This is a genomic window from Kribbella sp. NPDC051718 (genome assembly GCF_040681515.1).
GTDB lineage: Bacteria > Actinomycetota > Actinomycetes > Propionibacteriales > Kribbellaceae > Kribbella.
Genome location: NZ_JBFAYZ010000001.1, coordinates 266,090 through 288,685, shown reverse-complemented (window position 1 = coordinate 288,685; position 22,596 = coordinate 266,090). Strand labels below are relative to the sequence as shown.

The 22,596-nt window shown below is 68.6% G+C and carries 22 protein-coding genes and 1 pseudogene; 14 read left to right on the top strand and 9 right to left on the bottom strand.

All coding sequences use genetic code 11. The features are described from left to right. Positions 1 to 7: 7 nt before the first annotated feature. Positions 8 to 1,159 (bottom strand): annotated as a pseudogene (locus AB0M15_RS01375) (MFS transporter); the annotation flags it as partial. Continuing rightward, the gene (locus tag AB0M15_RS01370; protein ID WP_363812749.1) at positions 1,156 to 1,734 is read right to left on the bottom strand and encodes a helix-turn-helix domain-containing protein; all 579 of its coding nucleotides are present in this window, start codon (positions 1,732 to 1,734) and stop codon (positions 1,156 to 1,158) included. The pseudogene AB0M15_RS01375 and the gene AB0M15_RS01370, both read right to left, overlap by 4 nt. A 157-nt stretch (positions 1,735 to 1,891) precedes the next feature. Here AB0M15_RS01370 and AB0M15_RS01365 point away from each other — a divergent pair, with 157 nt between their 5' ends. From AB0M15_RS01365 to AB0M15_RS01355, 3 genes are read left to right on the top strand one after another with little or no spacing between them, the layout of a single operon-like run. Next, positions 1,892 to 2,257: a hypothetical protein gene (locus AB0M15_RS01365; protein ID WP_363812747.1), complete on the top strand. Its 366-nt coding sequence runs from the start codon at positions 1,892 to 1,894 to the stop codon at positions 2,255 to 2,257. Between the two features lie 52 nt (positions 2,258 to 2,309). Next, positions 2,310 to 3,557, top strand: coding sequence for an SAM-dependent methyltransferase (locus AB0M15_RS01360; protein WP_363812745.1), 1,248 nt, complete (start codon positions 2,310 to 2,312; stop codon positions 3,555 to 3,557). Continuing rightward, complete coding sequence (locus AB0M15_RS01355; protein WP_363812744.1) at positions 3,554 to 4,663, top strand: hypothetical protein; 1,110 nt, start codon at positions 3,554 to 3,556, stop codon at positions 4,661 to 4,663. The genes AB0M15_RS01360 and AB0M15_RS01355 overlap by 4 nt, the downstream gene beginning before the upstream one ends. On the opposite strand, the gene AB0M15_RS01350 is transcribed toward AB0M15_RS01355, so the two are convergent. From AB0M15_RS01350 to AB0M15_RS01340, 3 genes are all read right to left on the bottom strand, one after another. Continuing rightward, positions 4,660 to 5,145 (bottom strand): GNAT family N-acetyltransferase, encoded by a 486-nt coding sequence (locus tag AB0M15_RS01350; protein WP_363812742.1) that lies wholly within the window; start codon positions 5,143 to 5,145, stop codon positions 4,660 to 4,662. The two genes, AB0M15_RS01355 and AB0M15_RS01350, sit on opposite strands and share 4 nt — an antisense overlap. 83 nt (positions 5,146 to 5,228) lie before the next feature. Next, a complete protein-coding gene (serC, locus tag AB0M15_RS01345) occupies positions 5,229 to 6,356 on the bottom strand; it encodes a phosphoserine transaminase (RefSeq protein ID WP_363814540.1) in 1,128 nt (375 codons plus the stop codon). Positions 6,357 to 6,457: 101 nt separating this feature from the next. Beyond that, positions 6,458 to 7,291 (bottom strand): phytanoyl-CoA dioxygenase family protein, encoded by an 834-nt coding sequence (locus AB0M15_RS01340; RefSeq protein WP_363812740.1) that lies wholly within the window; start codon positions 7,289 to 7,291, stop codon positions 6,458 to 6,460. A 90-nt stretch (positions 7,292 to 7,381) separates the two neighbouring features. Here AB0M15_RS01340 and AB0M15_RS01335 point away from each other — a divergent pair, with 90 nt between their 5' ends. Beyond that, complete coding sequence (locus tag AB0M15_RS01335; protein WP_363812738.1) at positions 7,382 to 8,158, top strand: AraC family transcriptional regulator; 777 nt, start codon at positions 7,382 to 7,384, stop codon at positions 8,156 to 8,158. On the opposite strand, the gene AB0M15_RS01330 is transcribed toward AB0M15_RS01335, so the two are convergent. Beyond that, positions 8,155 to 9,270 (bottom strand): citrate synthase 2, encoded by a 1,116-nt coding sequence (locus AB0M15_RS01330; RefSeq protein ID WP_343979616.1) that lies wholly within the window; start codon positions 9,268 to 9,270, stop codon positions 8,155 to 8,157. The genes AB0M15_RS01335 and AB0M15_RS01330 overlap by 4 nt on opposite strands. Before the next feature lie 211 nt (positions 9,271 to 9,481). Here AB0M15_RS01330 and AB0M15_RS01325 point away from each other — a divergent pair, with 211 nt between their 5' ends. Both AB0M15_RS01325 and pdxH read left to right on the top strand, forming a co-directional pair. Beyond that, positions 9,482 to 11,509 carry a hypothetical protein gene (locus tag AB0M15_RS01325; protein WP_363812735.1) on the top strand — a complete coding sequence of 676 codons (2,028 nt, stop codon included), beginning with the start codon at positions 9,482 to 9,484 and terminating at the stop codon, positions 11,507 to 11,509. A gap of 10 nt (positions 11,510 to 11,519) precedes the next feature. Next, positions 11,520 to 12,158, top strand: coding sequence for a pyridoxamine 5'-phosphate oxidase (pdxH, locus tag AB0M15_RS01320; protein WP_363812733.1), 639 nt, complete (start codon positions 11,520 to 11,522; stop codon positions 12,156 to 12,158). Here pdxH and AB0M15_RS01315 read toward each other — a convergent pair. Beyond that, the gene (locus AB0M15_RS01315) at positions 12,127 to 14,304 is read right to left on the bottom strand and encodes an MMPL family transporter (protein WP_363812731.1); all 2,178 of its coding nucleotides are present in this window, start codon (positions 14,302 to 14,304) and stop codon (positions 12,127 to 12,129) included. The genes pdxH and AB0M15_RS01315 overlap by 32 nt on opposite strands. Positions 14,305 to 14,414: 110 nt before the next feature. On the opposite strand from AB0M15_RS01315, the gene AB0M15_RS01310 reads away from it, so the two are divergent. From AB0M15_RS01310 to AB0M15_RS01300, 3 genes are all read left to right on the top strand, one after another. Next, positions 14,415 to 15,131, top strand: a complete 717-nt coding sequence (locus AB0M15_RS01310; RefSeq protein ID WP_363812729.1) for a TetR/AcrR family transcriptional regulator — start codon at positions 14,415 to 14,417, stop codon at positions 15,129 to 15,131. 284 nt (positions 15,132 to 15,415) lie between these two features. Then, a complete protein-coding gene (locus AB0M15_RS01305; protein ID WP_363812727.1) occupies positions 15,416 to 16,042 on the top strand; it encodes a CGNR zinc finger domain-containing protein in 627 nt (208 codons plus the stop codon). Between the two features lie 68 nt (positions 16,043 to 16,110). Then, a complete protein-coding gene (locus tag AB0M15_RS01300) occupies positions 16,111 to 16,875 on the top strand; it encodes a GDSL-type esterase/lipase family protein (protein ID WP_363812725.1) in 765 nt (254 codons plus the stop codon). On the opposite strand, the gene AB0M15_RS01295 is transcribed toward AB0M15_RS01300, so the two are convergent. After that, positions 16,868 to 17,590, bottom strand: a complete 723-nt coding sequence (locus AB0M15_RS01295) for a hypothetical protein (protein ID WP_363812723.1) — start codon at positions 17,588 to 17,590, stop codon at positions 16,868 to 16,870. The genes AB0M15_RS01300 and AB0M15_RS01295 overlap by 8 nt on opposite strands. Positions 17,591 to 17,782: 192 nt before the next feature. On the opposite strand from AB0M15_RS01295, the gene AB0M15_RS01290 reads away from it, so the two are divergent. From AB0M15_RS01290 to AB0M15_RS01270, 5 genes are all read left to right on the top strand, one after another. Continuing rightward, positions 17,783 to 18,421: a TetR family transcriptional regulator gene (locus AB0M15_RS01290; protein WP_363812721.1), complete on the top strand. Its 639-nt coding sequence runs from the start codon at positions 17,783 to 17,785 to the stop codon at positions 18,419 to 18,421. Between the two features lie 75 nt (positions 18,422 to 18,496). Further along, positions 18,497 to 19,450 carry an ROK family protein gene (locus tag AB0M15_RS01285; protein ID WP_363812719.1) on the top strand — a complete coding sequence of 318 codons (954 nt, stop codon included), beginning with the start codon at positions 18,497 to 18,499 and terminating at the stop codon, positions 19,448 to 19,450. After that, entirely contained in the window at positions 19,447 to 20,577 is a 1,131-nt protein-coding gene (gene nagA, locus AB0M15_RS01280; RefSeq protein WP_363812717.1) for an N-acetylglucosamine-6-phosphate deacetylase, read from the top strand. Before AB0M15_RS01285 ends, nagA begins: the two co-directional genes overlap by 4 nt. Beyond that, positions 20,565 to 21,485 carry a hexose kinase gene (locus AB0M15_RS01275; protein WP_363812715.1) on the top strand — a complete coding sequence of 307 codons (921 nt, stop codon included), beginning with the start codon at positions 20,565 to 20,567 and terminating at the stop codon, positions 21,483 to 21,485. The genes nagA and AB0M15_RS01275 overlap by 13 nt, the downstream gene beginning before the upstream one ends. 16 nt (positions 21,486 to 21,501) lie before the next feature. Then, positions 21,502 to 22,338 carry a class II fructose-bisphosphate aldolase gene (locus AB0M15_RS01270; protein WP_363812713.1) on the top strand — a complete coding sequence of 279 codons (837 nt, stop codon included), beginning with the start codon at positions 21,502 to 21,504 and terminating at the stop codon, positions 22,336 to 22,338. Here the strand turns inward: AB0M15_RS01270 and AB0M15_RS01265 are convergent. Beyond that, positions 22,335 to 22,589, bottom strand: a complete 255-nt coding sequence (locus tag AB0M15_RS01265) for a hypothetical protein (protein WP_363812711.1) — start codon at positions 22,587 to 22,589, stop codon at positions 22,335 to 22,337. The two genes, AB0M15_RS01270 and AB0M15_RS01265, sit on opposite strands and share 4 nt — an antisense overlap. Between the last annotated feature and the right edge of the window lie 7 nt (positions 22,590 to 22,596).

The following is a 22,596-nucleotide window of genomic DNA, read 5'->3' as shown; positions in this document are numbered from 1 at the left end:
CACCGGCCACCAGGAAGGTGGGGGTCAGCCCGATACCGGCGATGGTCGCTCCGGCCAGGACACCGCCCAGCGGGACGCCGGCCCAGCCGACGGCCTCGGCCAGTGAATTGACCCGGCCCAGCATCGGCCGCGGTACCCGCTCGATGAACAGGGCGCCGAGAACCGGGTTGATGAAGCCGCCACCCACACCACCGACGGCGTAGGTCACCAGTACGACCCAGAGCGGGACGTCCAAGGCCAGTACTACGAAGCGCGGTGCGCCGCAGACCAGGAAGCTGAGGATGAACGCGGTCCGGCGGGGGATGCGCTCGCCGATGCCCGCGGCGACCAGGGCGAACGCGGTGGCGGTGACGAAGAAGGCGGTCAGGACCATGCCTGTCTGACCTGGCCCGTAGCCGTGCGTGCGCATCCAGACCGGGATCATCACTGCTACTACTGCCGCGTCCAGCAGGTTGGTGAGCGAGATCATCAGGACCAGCGGCATCATCAGCCTGTCCTTGCGCAGGAAGGTCCAGCCCTCGCGGAGGCGCTGGGCATAGCTGCCCTCCTCCTCTTCTGTCTTCGTCGTGGTCTTGTGGCGACGAGGCGCCCAGATGAGGAACAGGGCGGCGCAGAAGCCGAACGAGGCGGCGTCGATCCAGAGCGCGTTGACCTCGCCCAGCAAGGCGATCAGGCCGCCGGCCAGGCCGAACGCCAGGAAGCCGGCGAGGCGCTCGGTGGTGCTCTCCAGGCCGGTCACCCGCTCGAGCGGTACGCGGGCTGCCTCGGCGATCTCGGGGACGAGGGTTCCCTTGGCGGCGTCGCCCGGGCCGCGGAGGGCACCGGCGATCCCCACCAGGACCAGGAGAGTCGGAAAGTTCAGAGCGTGGAGCGAGTGGAGGAGGGGGATCAGCGCGACCACCAGAGTGCTGCCGGCGTCGGCGACGATGCTGACCCGGCGGGGGCCGATCCGGTCGATCAGCGGGCCGCCGAAGGCCTTGCTGAGCACCAAGGGGAGCATCTCCGCCAGCGAGACCAGGCCGGTCTTGGTGGGGGAGCCGGTGCTGATCAGCACGAACCAGGGGATGGCGATCGCGCTCACCCGGGTGCCGCAGACCGAGACGACGTTGGCGACCAGGAAGGCGATCAGGGGCGTGCGGTTCGGCGTACTGGTCGTCATCGTGTCTCCCTCGGGAAGGCCTGGATCTGGACGGTGACCTGCTCGGTGCCGTCGGGCAGGGGCTGGGTGAGGTCGGTGCTGTACTTCTCGAAGACGGCCTGGATCTCGGTCATCATCGACTTGAGTCCGGCCGGGCTGAGCTGGAACAGGTAGTCGGAGATCAGGCTGGCCTCGACCCACTCCGGTGACTGGGTCTGCAGCTCGTCGATCGCGCGGAACAGGTTCTCCGCGTAGAGCTGGCCGATGCCGTGCAGGAAGCCCATCGTCAGCTCGGGCTCGCTCTCGAGCAGGGCGCCGGTGTCGAACGAGGTGCCGAGGTGGGCGGCCTTCCACCAGCGGTCGCGGGCGTTGCCGCGGCTGTCGTCCTCCAGTACCAGCCCGGCGTCGGCGAGCTGGCGGAGGTGGTAGCTGGTGGCGCCGGTGTTGACGCCGAGGCGGTTGGCGAGCGTGGTGGCGGTGGCGGGGCCGTACATCCGGAGCAGGCCGAGCATCCGGTTGCGCATCGGGTGCGACAGGGCGCGCAGCGCGGCACCGGCCAGTTCGACGACGGGGTGTCCTGCTTGCTCATCGGTCATGGGTTCAGCGTAGGACTGCAAAATCTGTTTGCAAAGAGGTTTTGCAAACAGATTTTGCAGTTGGGTTGTCCACAGGTCCGGAATTCGTCGTCGGAGCGCGCTGGGATCGCGGCATCTTCTCTGGTGAGAACCCGATTCGACACGAAGGAGAAGACACATGGTCCGGGTGATGCTCGAGGACGCCGACTACTGCGACGTCCCGTCCGACCTGATGACATTCGACGACGGCGTGGTCGTCTTCTGGCGCGATGGCGAGGAGGTCGGCCGGCACCGGCTGCTCCGGATCAGAGCCCTGGAGCTGCCCGCCGGCCGCTCCTACGGCCGCCGCGTGGAGGAGGCCCGCAAGACCTATCCCAACGCCTATCGCGGCTGGACCGCGGAGCAGGAGGAGTTGCTCAGCCAGATGTTCCAGGACGGGGCCGGCAAGGAGGCGCTGGTGGCCGCCCTCGGACGCCAACCCGGCGGCATCGAAACCCGCCTGAAGGCCCTCAACCTCCTCCCCGAGGACGGCAAGCTGGTGTAGTCGAGGCGAGACCCTTTTGTGATCTCGCGGAGCGGTCGGCGACAATGGCGCGATGCAGGCTGACCAGGAAGCGATTGAGCGTGCCGGCGACGCGGGCGAGGAGTCTGTTGCGCGGGCGGCGGTTCGGGAGGCTTTGCTGGAGCCGGGGGCGTTGGTTCGGGCGGTCGGGTCTGGGCGGCGGCGTGGGGAGGACGCGCCGAAGTACCAGCGGGTGGAGCTGCGGTATGTCGATCTGAAGGGTGTTCGGCGGCTGCAGGTGACCGAGTTCGACGAGCGGCAGGCGCACACCCGCAACGCGGACGCCGGTGGCGCGGGCAAGGTCGTGGACGAGTTGCTGGGGCTTCCGTACGGGAACTGGCATGTCGAGACGACCTCCGAGACGCTGCGGCTGCGGTACACCAAGAAGGGCCGGTCGCTGCTGCACCGGCAGGCCGAGCAGCACGAGCAGGAGACCTCGCACGACCGGGCCAAGCACCGGCTGCTGGATCCTGCCGCGCCGTTCCTGGTCGAGCTGGGGATCAGTGACCATCTCGGGCGGGTGAAGCCGTCGCGACAGGCGAAGTACAAGCAGATCGAGGAGTTCTGCAAGCTGCTGCTGCCGGCCCTGGAGGACGCGGTGTCCGCGGGCCGGATCGCGACCGGGCGGCCGTTGCACGTGGTCGACCTCGGTTGTGGGAGTGCCTACCTGACGCTTGCGGCGTACCACTTGCTGACCGATGCCGGGCATGACGTGCGGATGACCGGCATCGATCACAACCCGGCCGCCCGCAAACGGAACACCCAGCGCGTCACCGCGCTGGGCTGGCAGGATCACCTGGAGTTCGTGGACGCGACGATCGCGGACGCCCGGCTCGACACGCCGCCGGACGTCGTGCTCGCGCTGCACGCCTGCGACACCGCGACCGACGACGCGCTCGCCCGGGCGGTCGGCTGGGAGGCGCCGCTGATCCTCGCGGCGCCTTGCTGCCACCACGACATCCAAAAACAACTCAAGAGCGTCGAACCACCGGCGCCTTACGCGCTTCTCACCAGATATGGCATCGTTCGGGAGCGGTTCGCCGACGTCCTGACGGATTCACTCCGGGCGGCGGTGCTCCGACAAGTCGGCTACCGGGTAGAGGTGGTGCAGTTCGTGGACAGTGAGCACACGCCGCGCAACCTGCTGCTCCGTGCTGCCCGGACGGGCGCGCCGGCCGGTCCGGAGGTGCGCGCGGAGTACGACACGCTGACCGCGGAGTGGCAGGTCACGCCACATCTCGCGACACTGGTGCTCGCCCCCGACCGCGAGGCGGTGCTTTGAGCTTGCTGCGCAATGCCCTGACCCTGACTGCCGTTGCTCTGCTGAGCCTGGCCGGGGCCACGATCCCGGTCGGCGCGGCCGACGCGGCCGATCCGACCCCCGGGGCGCCGAAGAAGCTGTTCACGATCGACGACTCCCGGGTGGACGAGTCGTCCGGGCTGGCGAAGAGCTCTCGCTACGAGGGCATCTGGTGGACGGTGAACGACTCCGGCGACACCGCCCGGGTGTTCGGCATCGACAAGACCGGCAAGGTCCGGGTCCAGCTGAAGTTCAAGGCACCGGTGAAGGACGTCGAAGCGATCGCGGTCGACAGCGACGGCACCATCTACATCGCCGACATCGGCGACAACAACAAGAACCGGGACCAGATCTACGTGTACACGATCCCCGAGCCCAACCAGCTCGAGGACGAGGACGACGTCAAGTTCCACCGGTACGACTTCGAGTACCCCGACGGCCCGCACGACGCCGAGACGCTGCTGATCGAGCCGCAGACCAAGCGGTTGTACTTCGTCACCAAGGTCAAGAAGGTCGCGGGCACCATCTTCGCGGCTCCCGAGACCGCGTCCCGGGAGGGCACCAACAAGCTGACCGAGGTTGCCGACGCGCCTGCCTCGACGTACGGAATCACCGACGGCACCTTCATGCCGGACGGCAAGACGGTCGTACTGCGGACGTACCTCGACGTCGCCACCGTGGCCTGGGGTGACACCCCGACCCTGGTCGCAAGGTCCGCGACGCCGATCGCGCAAGGCGAGTCGGTCGCGGTAGGACCGACGGGCAGCGACATCCTGGTCGGCAGTGAGGGCAAGAACTCACCCGTCTACGAGATGGCCGCGCCCGCCAAGAAGACCGCCGCGAAGCCACCGGCAGCCACGAACCCGGCCGCCACCCCGAAGCCGGCCGCGAACAGCAGTTCGACGGAGCCGAAGAAGAACCACAGCCTCCGCTGGATCGTCGTCGGCGCAGCCCTCCTGGCCCTCATCATCACCTTCGTCACCTTCCCCGCCGGCCGCCGCGAACGTCTCGACCGAATGGCCGAGAACGCCCGCCTCACCGGCCAGCCACCACCCAACCCGCACGGGCGCCGCCGCTCCAACGCCTAGTTGGATCCGACCGGTTTCCCGAAGTGGACCCGGCGATGGCCGTGGAGTTCTTCGCGATGAGTCTCCGTGTAGCCGTGCCGCGGGTAGTAGGCGAGGTTCTCGGTCATCTTCTCGTGCGTGTAGAGCACGATCCGCGAGAATCCGCGGGCCCGAGCCTGCTCCTCGACGAAGGCCAGCAGAGTGCTGCCTACTCCCTGCCCCTGGGCGTCCGGAGACACCGCGATGACATCGAGCAGCAGGGCATCCGGCTGGTCCTCGAGCAGTACGAATCCCAGCGCCAGGCCGTCGTCGGAGCTGCGCCTGGAGGGCAGAGTCTCGGCTTCGGCCAGCCAGACCTTGTGCTCGGCGATCGCGGCGGCGTAGTCCAAGGTCATCGGCATCGCGGGGCGGCCGATTCTCTCCGTGTACCGCTCGAAGGCAGCGATCGCCAGCCCGGTCACCGCCGCCGAGTCAGCCGCGACGGCAGGACGGATCGAGATCATGTCCCATCCTCACCCCAGCAGACCACCCGATAGCAACCGGCCGCCGCCCCGTGCGGGGGATGGCGGCCGGTCGAGTGGTCGGGTCAGCGCAGTTTCTCGACGGTGTAGTCGATGGCTTGGGTGAGCTTTTCGACGTCGTCGGGGTCGACGGCCGGGAACATCGCGACGCGGAGCTGGTTGCGGCCGAGCTTGCGGTAGGGCTCGGTGTCGACGATGCCGTTGGCGCGGAGCACCTTGGCGACGGCCGCGGCGTCGATCGAGTCGTCCAGGTCGATGGTGCCGATCACCAGCGAGCGGGCGTCGGCGTCCTCGACGTACGGGGTGGCGTAGTCGGACTTCTCGGCCCAGGTGTAGAGCCGGTTGCTGGAGTCGGTGGTGCGGCCGACGCTCCACTCCAGGCCGCCCTGGCTGTTGATCCACCCGGTCTGCTCGGCCATCAGGAACAGCGTGGACAGTGACGGGGTGTTGTAGGTCTGGTTCTTGCTGGAGTTGTCGACGGCCGTCGCCAGGTCCAGGAACGCGGGGATCCACCGGCCGGAGGCGGTGATCTCCTCGACCCGGGCCAGCGCGGCAGGCGACATCAGCGCGATCCACAGGCCGCCGTCGGAGGCGAAGCACTTCTGCGGCGCGAAGTAGTAGACGTCGACCTCGTTGATGTCGACCGGGAGGCCGCCGGCGCCGGAGGTGGCGTCGATCGCGACCAGCGCGCCCTCGTCGGCGCCCTCGACCCGCTTGATCGGGGCCATCACACCGGTGGAGGTCTCGTTGTGCGGCCAGGCGTACAGGTCGACGCCGGCCTCGGCGACCGCGGCCGGGCGGGTGCCCGGGTCGGCCTTGATCACGGTCGGGTCGCCCAGGTGCGGCGCGAGCTGAGCGGCCTTGGCGAACTTGGACGAGAACTCGCCGAAGCTCAGGTGCTGGCTCTTCTCCCGGATCAGGCCGAAGGTCGCGATGTCCCAGAACGCGGTCGAGCCGCCGTTGCCGAGCACGACCTGGTAGCCGTCGGGCAGCTGGAAGAGGTCGGAGACACCCTGCTGGACGCGGGCCACCAGGTTCTTCACCGGGGCCTGGCGGTGCGAGGTGCCGAGCAGCTTGGCCCCTTCGGTCGCCAGGGCCGCGACGGCCTCCGGGCGCACCTTGGACGGACCGGCACCGAACCGGCCGTCGACGGGCTTGAGCTCTGCGGGGATCACGATGTCGCTGGTCACCAGCGGTTCCCTTCGTCGTCTGGCTGAATCCTGCCGACGACGCTGTCAGCACTTCACAGTCTTCCACATCACCCCACGCCGTCCACCGCGGGTCTCAACAGCCGCTACTCGTGCTTGCGGGTGACCTTCTCCTGCCCGGTCATCACCGCGACCGGTCCGTCCTCGCCAGGCACCCACTCGCCGCAGGCTCCACCGCCCTCGGCGATCCCCAGCTCCAGCGGCGAGCCGTCCATCCGCAGTGCCGGGTGGTAGTACTCAGCGACCTGGGCGGCCTCGCCCTGGATGTAGTGGCCGATCAGCGCGCGCCGGAAGCGGTCACTGCTGACATTGGGCGCACTGCCGTGGACCAGTGCTCCGTGGAAGAACAGCACGTCGCCAGGGGCCATCTCAACCGGTACTGCCGACTCCTGCGACGGCAGCGGGACAGTGACGTCCGTGAAGCTCACCTTGGTGTCGGCCTTCTCGGTGCAGAGGATCGGCCAGCGGTGGCTGCCCGGTACGACCTCCAGGCACCCGTTCTCCACATCGACCGTGTCGAGCGCCATCCAGGCCGCTACGCAGGTGCCCGGCTCGGCCTTCAGATAGAAGTTGTCCTGGTGCAACGCCTGCCCCCGCGACCCCGGCGGCTTGAAGTAGATCATCGTCTGTACTGCGTAAGGCGACCGCCCGAGCAACCCCGTCATCACCTCGTCCAGCCGGCGGTCGATCAGCCACTGCAGCGACAACTCGTCCCACCGATGCATCTGCGCCATCCGCGGATACCGCCGCAACGGATCCCGGCTACCAGCCTGTACGCCGACCACGTCGCCCGGGTAGGACCCCTGCCCGCGCAACTCCATGTAGTGGTCCCGCAGCCGCTCCACCTCGTCCGCCGCGAACAACCCACGTACCAGCGTGTACCCCGCCGTATCGAATTCCTGCTTGTACGAAACGCTCACCGCTGGCTCCTCACGCACTAGGCTGACAGGAAGATCCTCCCCGTCCACAACAGCTGTGGCGACGGATGATTCACGCAAGGAGTTGACCTTTTGACGCATCCACCTGTTCTGGCCAAACCGGTCGCCCTGGAACTTCACTCGCCGCCGACCTTCTGGCGATGCGAGCCGTCCTGGTCGTGGGTTTCACCGCCGCAGCAGGATCACCTGCTCTGGTGCGTGCTGGACGGCATCGGCCGGCTGGAGCTCAACGGCAGCACCCGCGAGCTAGGGCCGGGCGTCTGCGCAGTGTTCGCGCCAGGGGATGCGCCCACGGCCAGCCACGATCCGCGGCGTCGGCTGCTGGTGTTCGGGATGCATTTCGCTGTCGACCCGCAGGGCGTAGTACCGGCGACGCGGTGGGCTGAGGTGCAGGACCGGGTGTTGCTCGGTGCGCTCGCCCGCAGCAGCGATACGGCGTACAGGCGGGGTGATCCGCTAGGACGACGGCAGGCCGAGCTATGCCTGGAACAGTTGCTCGGACTGATCTGGGACGCAGCGCACAGTCCTCAGCCCAGTGCGACCGACACTGCCGTCCAGGAGGTGGCCCAGGCGATCAGGCAAGACCCCAGCCGGGACTGGAGCGTCACAGAGATGGCCGCCCAGGCGGTGCTCTCGAGAGCCCAGTTCACCCGCAGATTCGTCGCCCAGCACGGCACCTCACCTGCCCAGTACCTGATCCAGGCCAGGGTGGAGCGAGCGCACCAGCTCCTGACGGAGACCGCTATGACGGTCACCCAGGTCGCTGCCGTGCTCGGCTACACCGACGTCGCTTACTTCAGCCGCCAGTACAAGTTCCGCACCGGCAGCTCACCGAGCCAGACCCGTTAGAGGGCCCACTTCTCGTTCCAGCCCTCGATCTCCGTGGCGGGGCGGGAGGCGGGGCCCGAGTAGATGGCAGAGGGGCGGATCAGGCGGCCGGTGCGCTTCTGCTCGAGGACGTGCGCGCTCCAGCCCGCAGTACGGGCGCAGGTGAACATCGAGGTGAACATGGGCGGCGGGACCTCGGCGAAGTCGAGCACGATCGCGGCCCAGAACTCGACGTTGGTCTCGAGGACCCGGTCCGGGCGGCGCTCACGCAGCTCGGAGAGGGCGGCCTGTTCCAGTGCCTGGGCTACCTCGTAGCGGGGTGCGTCCAGCTCTTGCGCCGTACGGCGCAGTACCCGCGCGCGGGGGTCCTCGGCCCGGTAGACCCGGTGGCCGAAGCCCATCAGGCGCTCGCCGGCGTCCAGCAGACCCTTCACGTACGAGCGGGCGTCGCCACTCTTCTCGACGCCCTCGATCATCGTCAGTACGCGAGCAGGAGCGCCACCGTGCAGCGGGCCGGACATCGCGCCGACCGCACCCGACAGGGCCGCGGCGACGTCAGCGCCGGTCGAGGCGATCACCCGGGCGGTGAAGGTGGAGGCGTTCATACCGTGCTCGGCGGCGGAGGTCCAGTACGCGTCGACTGCCTTGACGTGCTTGGGATCGGGCTCGCCGCGCCAGCGGATCATGAAGCGCTCGGTGATCGTACTGGCCTTGTCGACCTCACGCTGCGGGACCATCGGTTGCCCGATGCCACGAGCGGCCTGGGCGACGTACGACAGTGCCATCACGGCCGCCCGGGACAGGTCGTCGCGTGCCTGCACGTCGTCGATGTCGTAGAGCTGGCGCAGGCCCCAGGCCGGGGCCAGCATCGCCAGCGCGGACTGCACGTCGACCCGGACATCACCAGTGTGCACGGGAAGCGGGAAGGGCTCGGCGGGCGGCAGACCCGGCGTGAAGGCTCCGTCGACGAGCAGGCCCCAGACGTTCTCGAACGGCACCCGGCCGACCAGATCCTCGATGTCCACCCCGCGATAGCGAAGAGCCGAGCCTTCCTTGTCCGGCTCCGCGATCTGGGTGTCGAAAGCGACCACACCTTCGAGACCGTGCTGAACATCGACCTTTGGATCTGACATCCCCTGAGACTCCCTTGTCCGGCTGTTCGATCTAGGCGCTCAGGCAGCATAGTTCTCCGCCTGACCGCGCGGACAGATCTGTGACCGGTTCGGCGTGGACCCTGGTTGTGCCAGACTCTGGGCGCGCGGACCAGCCTGCCCACTGGTCTGGTACCGATCCGACCTTTCGCCGGGATGCAACTTTTCCGGCCTCAATCGCATCTGGCAGGGCATGGAAACTGTTGTGGCATACGCCTTCGACCGCTTCGCGGGTCCGGAGAAGGCAGCGGCCGGCGTACGACGCGTCGAGGCGTACTACGGCGAGCTCTGGCGGGGCCAGGCCCGACGGGACGGCTGCGACGCCGGGACGGTCGGCCTGCACAGCTGGAGCCGGCGCGAGCCCGACTACCACTGGCCCGCGTGGCGCGACGACGACGACCTCTGTGTAGCCAGTCTGCACGTGCCACTCGGCTACCAGCAGATAGTCGGCGACCTAGCGCCGCAGCGGGCTGCTACGCCACTCGCACGCGCAGTACTTGCCGATCCGGCCCGCATGGCGGAGCTGGCGCCTCCCTTCCTGCTGGCGGTGCTCGACCCGGCCGACGAGCGACTGGAGCTCTTCACCGACTCCGTTGGTCTCGGACGGCTGTTCCAGCTCCGTACTGCGGACGGCTGGGTGTGGAGCAACCGCGCGGCCGCCGCATGCTTGTTCGCCGACGTGCCTGCTGTCGCATCGGATCGAGGCTGGCGGTACGCCGCCGGCTGTGGCTGGTTCATGGGCGACACCACCCCGTACGACCGGGTGCTGACCGTACCGGGCGCCACCCGCATCGTGACCGAGGGACGGCGCAACCGTCGTACTGTCACGCGGATCGAGGCCACGAGCATCTGGTCCGGGCCCAGCGGCGGCGAACTGCCACACCGGCTGATCGAGGAGACCGCCGAGGCCCTGCGTGGCGTCGCTCGGTCCGTGAGCAAGCTGTGGCCCGGTACTCCGACAGTGGATCTCAGTGGCGGCAGGGATTCTCGTGTTGTCGCCGCGGCGTTCCTCTCGGCCGGAGTGGAACTCAAGCTCAACAGCTACGACGCCGTACCAGGGGAGCTGGCCGTAGCCGAGGAGTTGGTGGCAGCCCTTCCCTACAAGGTGGAGCACATCGTCACCGGCAAGCCCGCACCGGCGGCCACTGCCACTCCCGCACCGGTACCGCCGCCGATGACGCCCGTGATCGAGCGGATCCGGCGCTGGCACCGGTTCGCCGAGGGGCTGCGTCCGGCGAGCTACATCTTCCACAACCCGCCGGAGGGGCTGACCGATGTCGCCCACCTGGCGATCGGTGGTGCGGGCGGCGAGATCGCTCACGGGCACTTCTACCCGCCGGACGTGCTGAAGCTCGACCAGAGCCCGCTGGAGGAGAAGCTGGAGCTCTTCAACGCGCGTCTCCGGAATCGGCTCATCCCCGCGGTCGGTCCGTCGGAAGCGGTCAGGGACGCAGTGGCCGGGCAGATCGACAACGTGTTCCGCGAGGCGATCCAGGGCGGCTTCGAGGACGCCACGATGCTCGACTACTTCTATGTGGTCGAGCGACTGCGCCGCTGGGGCAGCGCGGGGGAGCGGACCGGCATCGTTTCGCCTCTGCTCGTACCGGCCTTCGTGCGGGGTGCTTTCTCGATGAGTGCGCCACAGCGGCTGGAGAATGCACTGCACCGCGCGCTGGTACGTGAGCTGGTGCCGGAGTGGGCAGACATCCCGTTCTTCAAGCCGCAGCCCGCAGCCGGGGCCACGCCTCGGCCGTCGGCACCGGTGAAGCGGCTGGGCGCGGCGCCCGACCGCGACCTGATCGGCGAACTGCTAACGACTGACCAGACCGGAGACTTCGACCCGGCGGAGATACAGCAGCTCTGGACCGCGTCACTGGCCGGCGAGAGCACAGTCGGCCAGGAGGTCGCACTGCGCCAGCTCCTCTGGCGAGCCGTCTTCGACGACCACCTCGCCGAGGTCAACAAGCACATCACCAACCCGCCCAAACCCAAACCCAAGCCGGTACCGGCACCGAAGCCCGTGGCCACAGTCCCGCCCGACCCACCGCCACCGCCACCGCCACCGCCTGTGCCCGCGCCAGCTCCGGCTCCGCAGAAGGCAGCAGCCCCCCTGGTGAGGAGCAGCTCCTTCAAGACCAGACTGCGCCGCAACCCGTCCGTACGCCGGCTGGCACGCAGCTCCGCCTGGCGTGCTGTTCGGAAGGTGCTGCGCTCCAACTAGGCTCGCCCCCGTGGACCTTCAAGACATGCGGGAGACGTACGGCCTGGGTGAGCTGCTCGAGGGGCAGGTGGACGCCGACCCGGTGAAGCAGTTCGGGGTGTGGCTGGCCCAGGCCGCCGAAGCGGGCCTGCACGAGCCCAACGCGATGGTGCTGGCGACCGTCGGCGGCGACAACTCGCCGTCGGCGCGGATCGTCCTGCTCAAGGGCCTCGACGAGCGCGGTTTCGTCTTCTACACCAACCAGCAGTCCCACAAGGCCGACGACCTGGCAGCCAACCCGGCCTGCGCCCTCGTCTTCCCCTGGCACGCGATGGAACGCCAGGTCCGCGTCGAAGGCACCGCCACCAAGCTCCCGACCGCCGAGGTCGACGCATACTTCGCCAGCCGCCCCCGCGGCTCCCAACTAGGCGCCTGGGCTTCCCAGCAAAGCCAGCCGGTCGACTCGCGTGAGGAGCTGGACCTCCAGTACGAGTCCTACGAGCGCCAGTGGCCCGAAGGCACCGAGATCTCCACCCCGTACTTCTGGGGCGGCTACCGAATCGCCCCAACCACCATAGAGTTCTGGCAAGGCCGCACCGGCCGCCTCCACGACCGCCTGCAGTACAAGCGATCCGGCGCTAGCTGGCAGTTGCAGCGTCTCCAACCTTAGGTTTCACCGCTGGCGGTGTGGCGGGCTCGGTCTCGCGGAATCCATACCGCTTCCACCAGCGGGCCAGGGGTGCGGGGGCCCACCAGTTTGCTCGGCCTAGTAGGCGCATTGTGGCCGGGACCAGGAGGGCCCGGACGACGGTGGCGTCGATCGCGATGGCGATCACCAGGCCGACGCCGATCATCTTGACGAAGACGATGCCTGAGGTGGCGAAGGCGCCGACGACGATGATCAGGAGCAGGGCGGCGCTGGTGATGATGCCGCCGGTGCGTTGCAGGCCGAGTGCGACGGCCTGGCTGTTGTCGCCGGTGCGGTCGTACTCCTCCCGGATCCGGCTGAGCAAGAACACCTCGTAGTCCATCGACAGCCCGAACAGGACCGCGAACAGCAGCACCGGGTTGGTCGCATCGAGGAAGCCTGCCGGAGTGAAGTCGAGGAAACCGGACAGGTGGCCGTCCTGGAAGATCCACACCATCGCGCCGAACGACGCGGACAGCGACAGCACGTTCATCAGCAACGCCTTGGCCGGCAGCACGACCGAGCCGAAAGCCAGGAACAGCAAGGCGAAAGTCACCAGCACGATGAACCCGGCCATCCACGGCGCCCGCTCCCGCAGTACGTGCAACAGGTCGACCAGCGCCGCCGTATCGCCACCGGCCTCGACCGTCACCCCGGCCGGCGGCTGGACCGCCCGGACACCCGCGACCACATCCCGGGCCGGCAGCTCCTGCGACGTGTAATGCGTGTGCACGACCACCGAGGCGACGCCGTCGCGATAGCCACCCAACCGCACATCGGTGACGTCCTTCACCTGCCGGAGCTCCGCGAGATAAGGCGTCAGCGCGTCCGGCGACGACGTCCGAGCCGCAACCAGTACGTCCGACCCGCCGGCCGCGGCGAAGTCGCTCTGCAGCACCTCGGTCACCGTCCTGCTGTTGGCGCCCGCGGGGAGCGCCCGATGGTCGACTCCACCCAATTGCGCTTGCAGGAAAGGGATTCCGAGAACCAGCAGCAACGGCACGAGCACTACGACGTACCGGATCGGGCGGCGCATCACGCTGTGGGCGAGCTTGTACCAGGTACCGTGCTCGCTTGAGCCGAGGCCGCCGCCGCGCCGCAGGAACGGGAGTCGCAGGTTGTTCACGCGGTGACCGAGAACGGCCAGCAACGCGGGCAGAGCCGTCAAAGCCGCGACCATGGCGACCAGGACCGCGGCAGCGCCGCCGTACGCCATCGAGCGCAGGAACATCACCGGGAACAACACGAGACTGGAGATCGCCACCCCGACGGTGACCCCGGAGAAGGCGACCGTCCGGCCGGCCGTGCTCATCGTCACCGACAGGGCCGTCTCGACATCATTGCCGAGGGCAAGCTGTTCGCGGAACCGGGTGACGATGAACAACGCGTAGTCGATCGCCAGGCCGAGCCCGATCATCGTCACGATGTTGATCGAGAAGACCGACACGTCGGTGAACGTGGTCAGCGCACGCAGGACGACGAAGGCGCCGAGGATCGCCAGACCGCCGACGAACAAGGGCAGGCTGGCCGCGACCAGGCCGCCGAAGACCACCACCAGCAGGATCAGCACGATCGGCAGCGAGATCGACTCGGCCTGCACGATGTCGTGCTCGGTCTGCGTGTTCACCTCGTCGAACACGGCCACCTCGCCGCCGACCTTCACATCGAGCCCGGCCGGCGAGGTCCGGACCTGCGACGCGATCTTGTGGAAGGTGGCCAGTCGCGCCTCCGGATCGGCGCCGGCCAGGGTCAGTACGGCGTACGTCGAGTGCTGGTCCTTCGACACGAAGGCAGCCGACTTGGTCGTCCAGAAGGTCTTGGTGTCCAGCACGTCGGCGGCCGGGAGTTGAGCGAGGTGGCTCTCGACGATCTGCTGGAAGGCCGGCGACGAGACGGTCTGCGAGTCGCTGCGATAGAGCACGATCACGTCCGTACCGGTCCGGCCGACGGTCTGCTCGATCGTCTTCACGGCCCGCGCCGCCTGCGTGTCCGGTGCCTCGAACCCACCGTTGGCCAGGGAGCCGAAGACGCCCGTGCCCCAGGCGATCGCGGCGACCACGAAGAGGCCGGTCAGGGCCAGCACCAGGCGGCGGCGCCGGTAGGTGAACCTGCCGAGTGTCTCGAACACGAAGCCCTCCCGAGGGCGTACTTTGAACAGTGATCGCTGGAGTGAACACCGTTAACAGTTAACGGTGTAAACTTTAAGCGGCTCTAGGGTGTGCTTGTCAAGGGAGAGATGTGGTTGAGCTGACCCGGCGGGACCGGCAACGGGCTGCGACGGTCGCCGAGATCAAGACCGCGGCGCGCAAGCTGCTGGTCGAGGGCGGCGCGCCGTCCGTCGGCCTGCGCGCGGTCGCCCGCGAGCTCGGCCTGAGCGCCCCCGCGCTCTACCGGTACTTCGGCAGCCACGAGGACCTGATCTCCGCCCTGATCGCGGACCTGTACGACGAACTGACCGACGCACTGATCTCGTTGCGCGACGGCGATCCCGACGCCGACCTCGGCGACAAACTGTTCCTGATCGCCGGCGGACTGCGGGACTGGGCGCTCGCGCATCCGGCCGAGTTCGGGCTGCTCTTCGGGGCGCCGGTGCCGAATCCGGACGCCGACGATCACGAGCTGACGCCCGGCCATCTGGCGGCGATGCGGTTCGCCGCGGTCTTCAAGGAGCTGGTGGCGCAGATCTACCACCACCAGCCGTTCCCGCATCCGGACGAGGAGTCGCTCGGCCCGGAGCTGCTGGCCCAGCTCCGGCGGAAGTCGGAGTTCTTCGACGGGATGCCGGCCGGCGCCGTCTACCTGTCGCTGACCTACTGGACGCGGCTCTACGGGCTGATCTGCATGGAGGTCTTCGGCCAGCTGCACTGGGCGTTCGAGGACGCCGGCGCCTACTTCCAGGCCCAGCTGTTCGAGATCGGCGAGGCCCTCGGGCTGGACTGCCCGGTCCCAGAATAAAAGTCCCAGAATAAAGAGACCCGCAGGCGCTTCCTGGGACACGACCGGGTGGTCGAACCAAGGGTCAGGCGGACTTTCCTGACTACCTGCGGGCCCGGTGACTGGCGTGAAACTGGCTAGCCACATGCCCACCACAAAACTTCAGTGGTTGACGGGACTCAGCCCGCCATCACCTCACGAGTCCGATTGCAATTCATGCGTTGGACCACCTCCCTTCGCGTGTACTCAGAACCTACGTCGCGAACAACCCGCGTTCAACCAGTTTTCGTGATCCCATGTGAGCCATGTCCGTACTGCCTTCGCACCTCGAACTGGTCCAGGGCATCGTGCTGCCGAAACCGGTCGGCGCCGACCCGGTGCTGGACTTCCTCAACACCCGCTCCGACTTCGCCGGCCGAGGGCTCGCGGTGAACGAGTGGCTCACCTCGTACGAGGCGTTCATGATCTGGAACGGGTACGTCGGGCTGCTGTCCGACGCGAGTGTGTTCCGGCTGATCGAGCAGGCCTCGCTCAAGCCGACCGACGCGACTCGGCGGCTGGGCGCGGTCCGCGAATTCAGGGCCGACCTGTACGACGTACTGACCGACGTTGCCGCATCGGGTTCGTTCGAGGCGGTGGCTCGCGTGGTCGACCGTGCCCTCGCTAGGCGGCACCTGAGCGCGGTACCGGCGGACGGGCTCGGAGTGCGGGCTACCTGGGAGTTGCCGGAGGACCTGGGGCTCCCACTGGATCAGTTGGCGTTGCTTGCATCGGAACTGCTGACCGGTGCGTCCCGGGACCACATCCGGCTGTGCCCGGGGGACAACTGTGGCTGGCTGTTCATGGATCCCCGCGGCCGTCGTCGCTGGTGCTCGATGGCGACCTGTGGCAACCGGGCCAAGGTCAGGGCATACGCGGCCCGCTCCCGCTAGCAATTGCAGCTAGCTGCAATTGCGGTCTGGGCCCCAACGTTCCGGACCGCTGGAGCGTGTTTACAAGTATGGAGAACTGGGGTGGGGTGTCGCGGCGAGTCTTGCTCGCAGGGGCTTTGGGGGTGGTCGCCGTCGGCACCCCGCTCTTCTGGGAGTCGACCGGCTCCGGGGTGCCGTTCCGAGCACCGACGCCGAAACCGGCGGCTTCGGTTGGCTTCGGCTCTGGCCAGCCGGCGGACTGGAAGAACTACAGCAAGCTGATCTCCAGCCGCCAGCAGATCGAGCGGGTGGTCCGCACGGATGGCGTCTTCATGTTCGGGGACAGCCTCGGCGTGACCGGCGGTCCTCTTCTGGCGGAGCGGCTCGCGGCCCGTACTCACGACACGCTGGCCATGGACGCCTGGTCGGGCCGGCCGACCGCACCGGCTGCGGATGTTCTCGCGCTCTGGGCCCGGACCTACGGACTGCCCGGCCGGATCCTGATCGAGACCGGGAGCAACGACATCTTCAACCCGCCGGTGATGACCGCCCAGATCGACAGGGTGATGCAGATCGTCGGTAAGACCCGGACTGTCATCTGGGTGAACGTGTGGGTCGCGCGCCGCAGTACGGCCGCCGCGGACCGGTCCAACAGCGCCCGGATCAACCGGCAACTGGCAGCGGCCACCCGCCGCCACTCCAACCTGCAACTCGTCCGCTGGGCCGAGTTCGTCAATGCGGACCCGAAGCGGGAGCGCCGCTATCTCCACGACGGCGTCCACACCACCCCACTGGGCCGGGATGCCCGCAACGAGCTGATCATCCGGGCACTGGCAGCCGCGAAGGTCAGTTGAAGAGAGCCGGGTCGACCAGGATCCAGGTATGGCGGGCACGAGCCAGTACGCGGCCGTCGGAGTCGTACAGGGTGCTGGCGGTGTGCGTCTTGCGGCCGTCCTCGCCGAGCACCCGGCCCATCACGACGCAGGGCTCGCCTGGTCGCGGGCGGGCGTCGATGCAGGCGGTCATCTGACCGAGTACGGAGGGACGGCCCTCCAGGTCGATCGCCCAGCCGCCAGGGCAGTCGAGTGCCGACCAGAGGTAGACAGGGTCGACCAGGCGGTCGCTAGCAGCCAAGTCGGCCGCCGGATGCCAGGTACAGGCCGTCCTGCCGTCGCCTAGCGGACCTGGCTTCAGTTGCAGCCCCTCGTGGTTCTCCGGGCCGCAGACGAAGCAGCCGGGGAACGGGTGGTCTACCAGCCCCTTGTACTTCGCTTCGGCCGCCAGCGCCTCGTCCGGGCCGACCGGGTCGACTGTCGCGTCGGCCAAAGTGGCCGCGCTCACCGGGACGCCCTCGGCAACGGGAGCAGTTCCGGCCAGCCGAACGCCGGACGGATCTACCGAGAGCTCTAGGTCGGTCTCCATCGGCGGAGGCACCAGTAGACGCACCCGCGGAACCGTGTCCGCAGGGGCTGCGGCAGCGAGCGCAGTACCGACCAAACCTGCGACATAGCCCCCGTTGCCTGACTTGGCCGGCCCCCGGAAGCGCGGCGCGATCCGCATCGTGGTCATGCGCAAAGACCTTAGTCCCCGCCGATTGCGCCCCGGAGCGCGGGGATTCCCGTGTTTTCTGAGCTTCTTTCCAGATTTACTGCTCTGACCACTCTCATTCAAACGTCCGTTTGAACTATGCTGTGGCCAGGCTACGGCGCGTAAGCAGGTGGGGTGCCTGAGCGAGCGGTAGCCGGGGGGAAGGAGAACTCTGTGGAAACACCCGTGGAATCCACCCGGGAGAGATTGCTCAACATCGCCGAGCAGAGATTCGGCGAGGGGGGTTACGAAGGAACGTCGCTGCGCGCCATCACGGTCGCGGCGGCCGCCAACATCGCGGCGGTGAACTACCACTTCGGCTCGAAGGAAGCGTTGTTGCGCGCGGCGGTGGCGCGCGCGATGGCACCGGTCAACACCGAGCGCCGGCGCCGGCTGGACCAATTGGAGGCGAAGGGCGAGCCGACTGCCGAGCAACTGATCCGGGCCTTCATCGAGCCGGGCCTGGATCTCGTCCTGCGCCGCGGCGAGCGCGGACCGGTGGTGGCCCGGTTCATCGGGCGGGTCGCCTTCGACCCGAGCCAGCGGATCCGGGAGCTCTACGCGGCCGAGTCCGATCCGGTCGAGGCCCGCTACCTGGCCGCGCTGCAGACAGCGTTGCCGAACGCGGCGCCGGAATCGGTCGCCTTCGGCTACCTGAACATGCTCGGACTGCTCGCTCTGCATCAGTCACAGGCGTTGACCAGACCACCGGGCGCCGAGCCGCCCGGTAGCGACGACGGGGAGGATCCGGGCAAGCTGGCGGAGAACCTGATCGCCTTCCTGGTGGCCGCCTTCGACCGGGGACTGCGCTGACCGGGCTCCCCGAAGTTGTCCAGAAACTGCTCACGGATGTTCGAACCGGCAGGTAACGCTGCATAATGGCGCTCCGTGGACCCCTGTGAAGTCGTGGTTGCCGTCGATCTCGGTGGAACCCGGATGAAATGCGGCCTGGTCGCCGCCGACGGTGCCGTGCTGCACCGGGAGACCAGGCCGACTCCGCGTGAGGCCGGGGGCCGCGCAGTGCTCAGCGCCCTGCTCGAAACCGTGGTGGAGCTGGCGCAGAAGGCCGCCGCCGACGGTCACCGCGTGCGCGCGGTCGGGGTGGTCGTACCGGGCATCATCAACGCCGAGCGCGGCACCGTCAGCGCGGAGAACCTCGCCTGGTCGGACACGCCGGTGCTCGCCGAGCTGCAGGCCGCGATCGGGTTCGACCAGCAGGTCCTGCTCGCTCACGACGTGCGCGCCGGCGGCTATGCGGAGCTACGCCAGGGAGCACTCACCGGTACGACGAACTCGCTGTTCCTCCCGCTCGGTACCGGTATCGCCGCCGCGATGGTCGTCGACGGCAAGCTGGTCAGCGGCGACGGGTACGCCGGTGAGCTCGGCCACACCAGATTCGTCCACGGCTCGGCCGCCGAGCAATGTGCCTGCGGCCAGTGGGGGTGTCTGGAGACGATCGCCTCCGCCGCCGCGCTGGCCCGTCGCTACGCCGTCCGGACCGGCCGGGTGGTCGACGGAGCGCGTGAGGTGATCGAGTTGCTGGCGCAGGGCGACGCCGACGCCGCAGTGGTCTGGCGCGAGGCCCTGGCCGCGCTGACCGACGCACTGGTCATGTACACGACCCTCGTCGCGCCGACCCGGATCGCGATCGGCGGCGGACTGGTCGGGGCGGGGGAGACCCTGCTGGCGCCGCTGCGGGAAGGTGTGCACGCGCGACTGACGTTCCAGCGCGAGCCGGAGATCGTGGCCGCGGAGCTGGGCGAAGAGGCCGGGATGCTCGGCGCCGCATGGATGGCCTGGGACCGGGTGGCTGCCGACGAGAGCGGAGAAGAGACGGTATGACGACCTACAGGGTGGCGCGGCTCGTCACCCCCGACGATGTCCTCGAGAACGCCTGGCTGCAGGTGTCCGGCGCCGACATCTTCGCCTTCGGGCGGCGCTCCGACGGGATGCCGGCCGACGGTCAGCGGCCGGAGGACCTCGGCGACGTCACGGTCGTGCCGGGGTTCGTCGACATCCACACGCACGGCGGGGGCGGGTCGACGTACTCGACCACCGACCCCGAGGAGGCGCGCAAGGTCGCGGCCTTCCACGCCAAGCACGGCACCACCACGACGATGGCCAGCCTGGTCACCGCGCCGCTCGACGACCTCGTCTCGCAGACGGCCTGCTTGGCGGACCTGGTCACCGATGGCGTAATTGCCGGTGTGCACCTGGAAGGGCCGTTCCTGTCGGCCGCTCGGTGTGGCGCGCACGAGCCGACGCTGCTGCGCGATCCGGTCGAGGGCGATGTGGCCAAGGTACTCAGCGACGCGGTGGCGATGGTGACGATCGCGCCGGAGCTGCCGAGCGGGCTGGATGCCATCCGCCAGGTCGTCGATGCGGGCGTCGTCGCGGCGCTCGGGCACACGGATGCGACGTACGAGCAGATGATCGCGGGTGCTGACGCCGGCGCGACGGTGGCGACGCACCTGTTCAACGGGATGCGGCCGTTCCATCACCGTGATCCCGGTCCGGTCGGTGCCGCGCTGAACGATCCGCGGTTGCTGCTCGAGGTGATCAACGACGGCATGCATCTGGACCCGCAGGTGGTTCGGGTCGCGCTGGCGGCGGCGGGAGTCGACCGGATCGCGTTGATCACGGATGCGATGGTCGCGACTGGGATGCCCAACGGGCGTTACATGTTGGGCAGTCTGGAAGTAGACGTGAAGGACGGGCTGGCGACGCTTGCCCATGGCACCCATTCGATCGCCGGCAGCACGTTGACGATGGACGTTGCCTACCGCAACGCGGTCAAGGCCGGGGTGTCGCTGGTCGATGCGTCGCGGATGGCGTCGACGACGCCCGCCGGGGCGTTCGGCTGGTACAACGTCGGTGCGATCGAGACCGGCAAGCGGGCCGACCTGGTGCTGCTGGACGAGGACTATCAAGTCCAGAAGGTGATGCGGGCCGGCGCGTGGCTGGACTGATCGGCACCGTCACCCTCAACCTGGCGCTCGACGTCACCTACGGCGTCGACGAGCTGGTGGTCGGTGGCAGTCATCGGGTCGACGCGCCGCAGCAGCGGGCCGGCGGCAAGGGCGTCAATGTCGCCCGGGTCGCCGCTACGTTGGGCCATCAGGTGCTTGCGCTGGGGTTCGTGGGCGGGCTGACCGGCGAGATCGTGGCCGAGGAGCTGTTCGACGCCGGGCTGACTGCGTTGCTCACCCCGATCCGCGGCGAGACCCGGCGGACCGTTGCCATCGTCAACGGTGTCGACGGCGACGCGACGATCTTCAACGAGGCCGGGCCGTCGGTGTCCGAGGACGAGTGGCGCGCCTTCCATGACCGGATGCCGTGGGCGCGACTCGATGTACTGGCGTGCTCGGGGAGTTTGCCGCCCGGCCTGCCGTCTGACGCCTATGCCGAGTTGGCGGTGCGCGCGCGGCATCACGATGTGTTGTCGGTGATCGACGTCGGCGGGGATGCCTTGGTGGCGGCCGCGAAGGCCGGCGCGGTGGTTCGGTCCAATGCCGCCGAGCTGCGCGAAGCGTTGGGGGATCTCAGCGTCGAAGAGGGTGCTCGGCAGTTGGTCGCCGCTGGTGCTACTGCGGCGGTGATCACGGACGGCGCCCGCGGGATGGTTGCTGCTAGCAATCAAGGCGCGTGGCGGGCGTTGCCGGTCGAGCGGGTCGCGGGCAACCCGACCGGCGCCGGGGATGCCTGTACTGCGGTCGTCGCGGCCGCCGTTGCGGGGTCACCCGAGCCCGACTGGCCTGTGGTGCTCAAATCGGCCGTCGCGGCGTCTGCGGCTGCCGTGCTGACCCCGGTTGCCGGGGACATCGATCTCGAGGCGTACCGACGGTGGCAGCCGCAGGTCGTCGTACAAGCGCTTTAAAACAAGGGAGTTCGCTATGCCGCTCGTTTCCGGGGCCGAGGTTGTGCTGGGTGCCGCCAAGGACGGTCGTGGGGTCGGCGCGTTCAACGTGATCCAGCTGGAGCACGCGACCGCGCTGATCGCAGGGGCCGAGCAGCTCGGCGCGCCCGTCATCCTGCAGATCAGCGAGAACGCGGTGAAGTACCACGGCTCGCTCAAGCCGATCGCCGTCGCCACGCTGGCTGCGGCGGCCGCGGCGACGGTGCCGGTCGTCGTGCACCTCGACCACGCGATGGACCGCGACCTGGTCACCGAGGCGGTATCGCTCGGCTTCACGTCGGTGATGTACGACGCGTCGAAGCTCGACTACGCCGACAATGTCGCGGCCACCACCGAGGTGACGAACTTCTGCCACGACCACGGCGTCTTCGTCGAGGCGGAGATCGGCGAGGTCGGCGGCAAGGACGGCGTCCATGCCCCCGGCGCCCGCACCAAGCCCGAAGAGGCCCTCGCCTTCGCCGAGGCCACTGGCGTCGACGCCCTGGCGGTCGCGGTCGGCTCCTCCCACGCAATGACCGAGCGGACCGCCGAGCTCGACTTCGAGCTGATCGCCGCGCTGCGCGCCGCCGTACCGGTTCCCCTTGTCCTGCACGGTTCCTCCGGCGTCGCGGACGCTGACCTGACCCGCGCGGTCGAGGCCGGCATGACGAAGGTCAACATCGCCACCCACCTCAACAACGTCTTCACCGCCACCGTGCGTCAGGTCCTCGCCGACCAGCCCAACCTGGTCGACACCCGCAAGTACCTCGGCCCCGCCCGCACCGCGGTCGCCACCGAGGTCACCCGCCTGCTCACCTTGCTGAAGGCGGTCTAGAGGGAGCAGTTACCCCGGATCCAGCCCGCGCGGAGCTCGTCGCGGGCGGTCTGGACCTGGCCGCGGGCGACCGGATCCGGGACCTCGTAGTCGTCGATCAGCCGGGTCAGCGCGAACTCGATCGCGGCCACCACGGCGTCCTCCTGGGAGACCTCCGCCTCGTTGACGCCGGACACCCCGGCCGTCAGCGCGACCACTCCGGCCAGCTCCTGCGGGGTCAGCCGGAGCAGGAAATCTGTTCTGGTCGGCACGGATCCT

Bases quoted from the DNA above. Each gene is read 5' to 3' on its own strand.
- AB0M15_RS01300 (WP_363812725.1), top strand. From the start codon at position 16,111: ATGGAGAACTGGGGTGGGGTGTCGCGGCGAGTCTTGCTCGCAGGGGCT.
- AB0M15_RS01350 (WP_363812742.1), bottom strand. From the start codon at position 5,145: ATGATCTCGATCCGTCCTGCCGTCGCGGCTGACTCGGCGGCGGTGACC.
- AB0M15_RS01365 (WP_363812747.1), top strand. From the start codon at position 1,892: ATGGTCCGGGTGATGCTCGAGGACGCCGACTACTGCGACGTCCCGTCC.
- AB0M15_RS01270 (WP_363812713.1), top strand. From the start codon at position 21,502: ATGCCGCTCGTTTCCGGGGCCGAGGTTGTGCTGGGTGCCGCCAAGGAC.
- AB0M15_RS01360 (WP_363812745.1), top strand. From the start codon at position 2,310: ATGCAGGCTGACCAGGAAGCGATTGAGCGTGCCGGCGACGCGGGCGAG.
- AB0M15_RS01325 (WP_363812735.1), top strand. From the start codon at position 9,482: ATGGAAACTGTTGTGGCATACGCCTTCGACCGCTTCGCGGGTCCGGAG.
- AB0M15_RS01295 (WP_363812723.1), bottom strand. From the start codon at position 17,590: ATGACCACGATGCGGATCGCGCCGCGCTTCCGGGGGCCGGCCAAGTCA.
- AB0M15_RS01330 (WP_343979616.1), bottom strand. From the start codon at position 9,270: ATGTCAGATCCAAAGGTCGATGTTCAGCACGGTCTCGAAGGTGTGGTC.
- nagA (WP_363812717.1), top strand. From the start codon at position 19,447: ATGACGACCTACAGGGTGGCGCGGCTCGTCACCCCCGACGATGTCCTC.
- AB0M15_RS01305 (WP_363812727.1), top strand. From the start codon at position 15,416: ATGTCCGTACTGCCTTCGCACCTCGAACTGGTCCAGGGCATCGTGCTG.
- AB0M15_RS01370 (WP_363812749.1), bottom strand. From the start codon at position 1,734: ATGACCGATGAGCAAGCAGGACACCCCGTCGTCGAACTGGCCGGTGCC.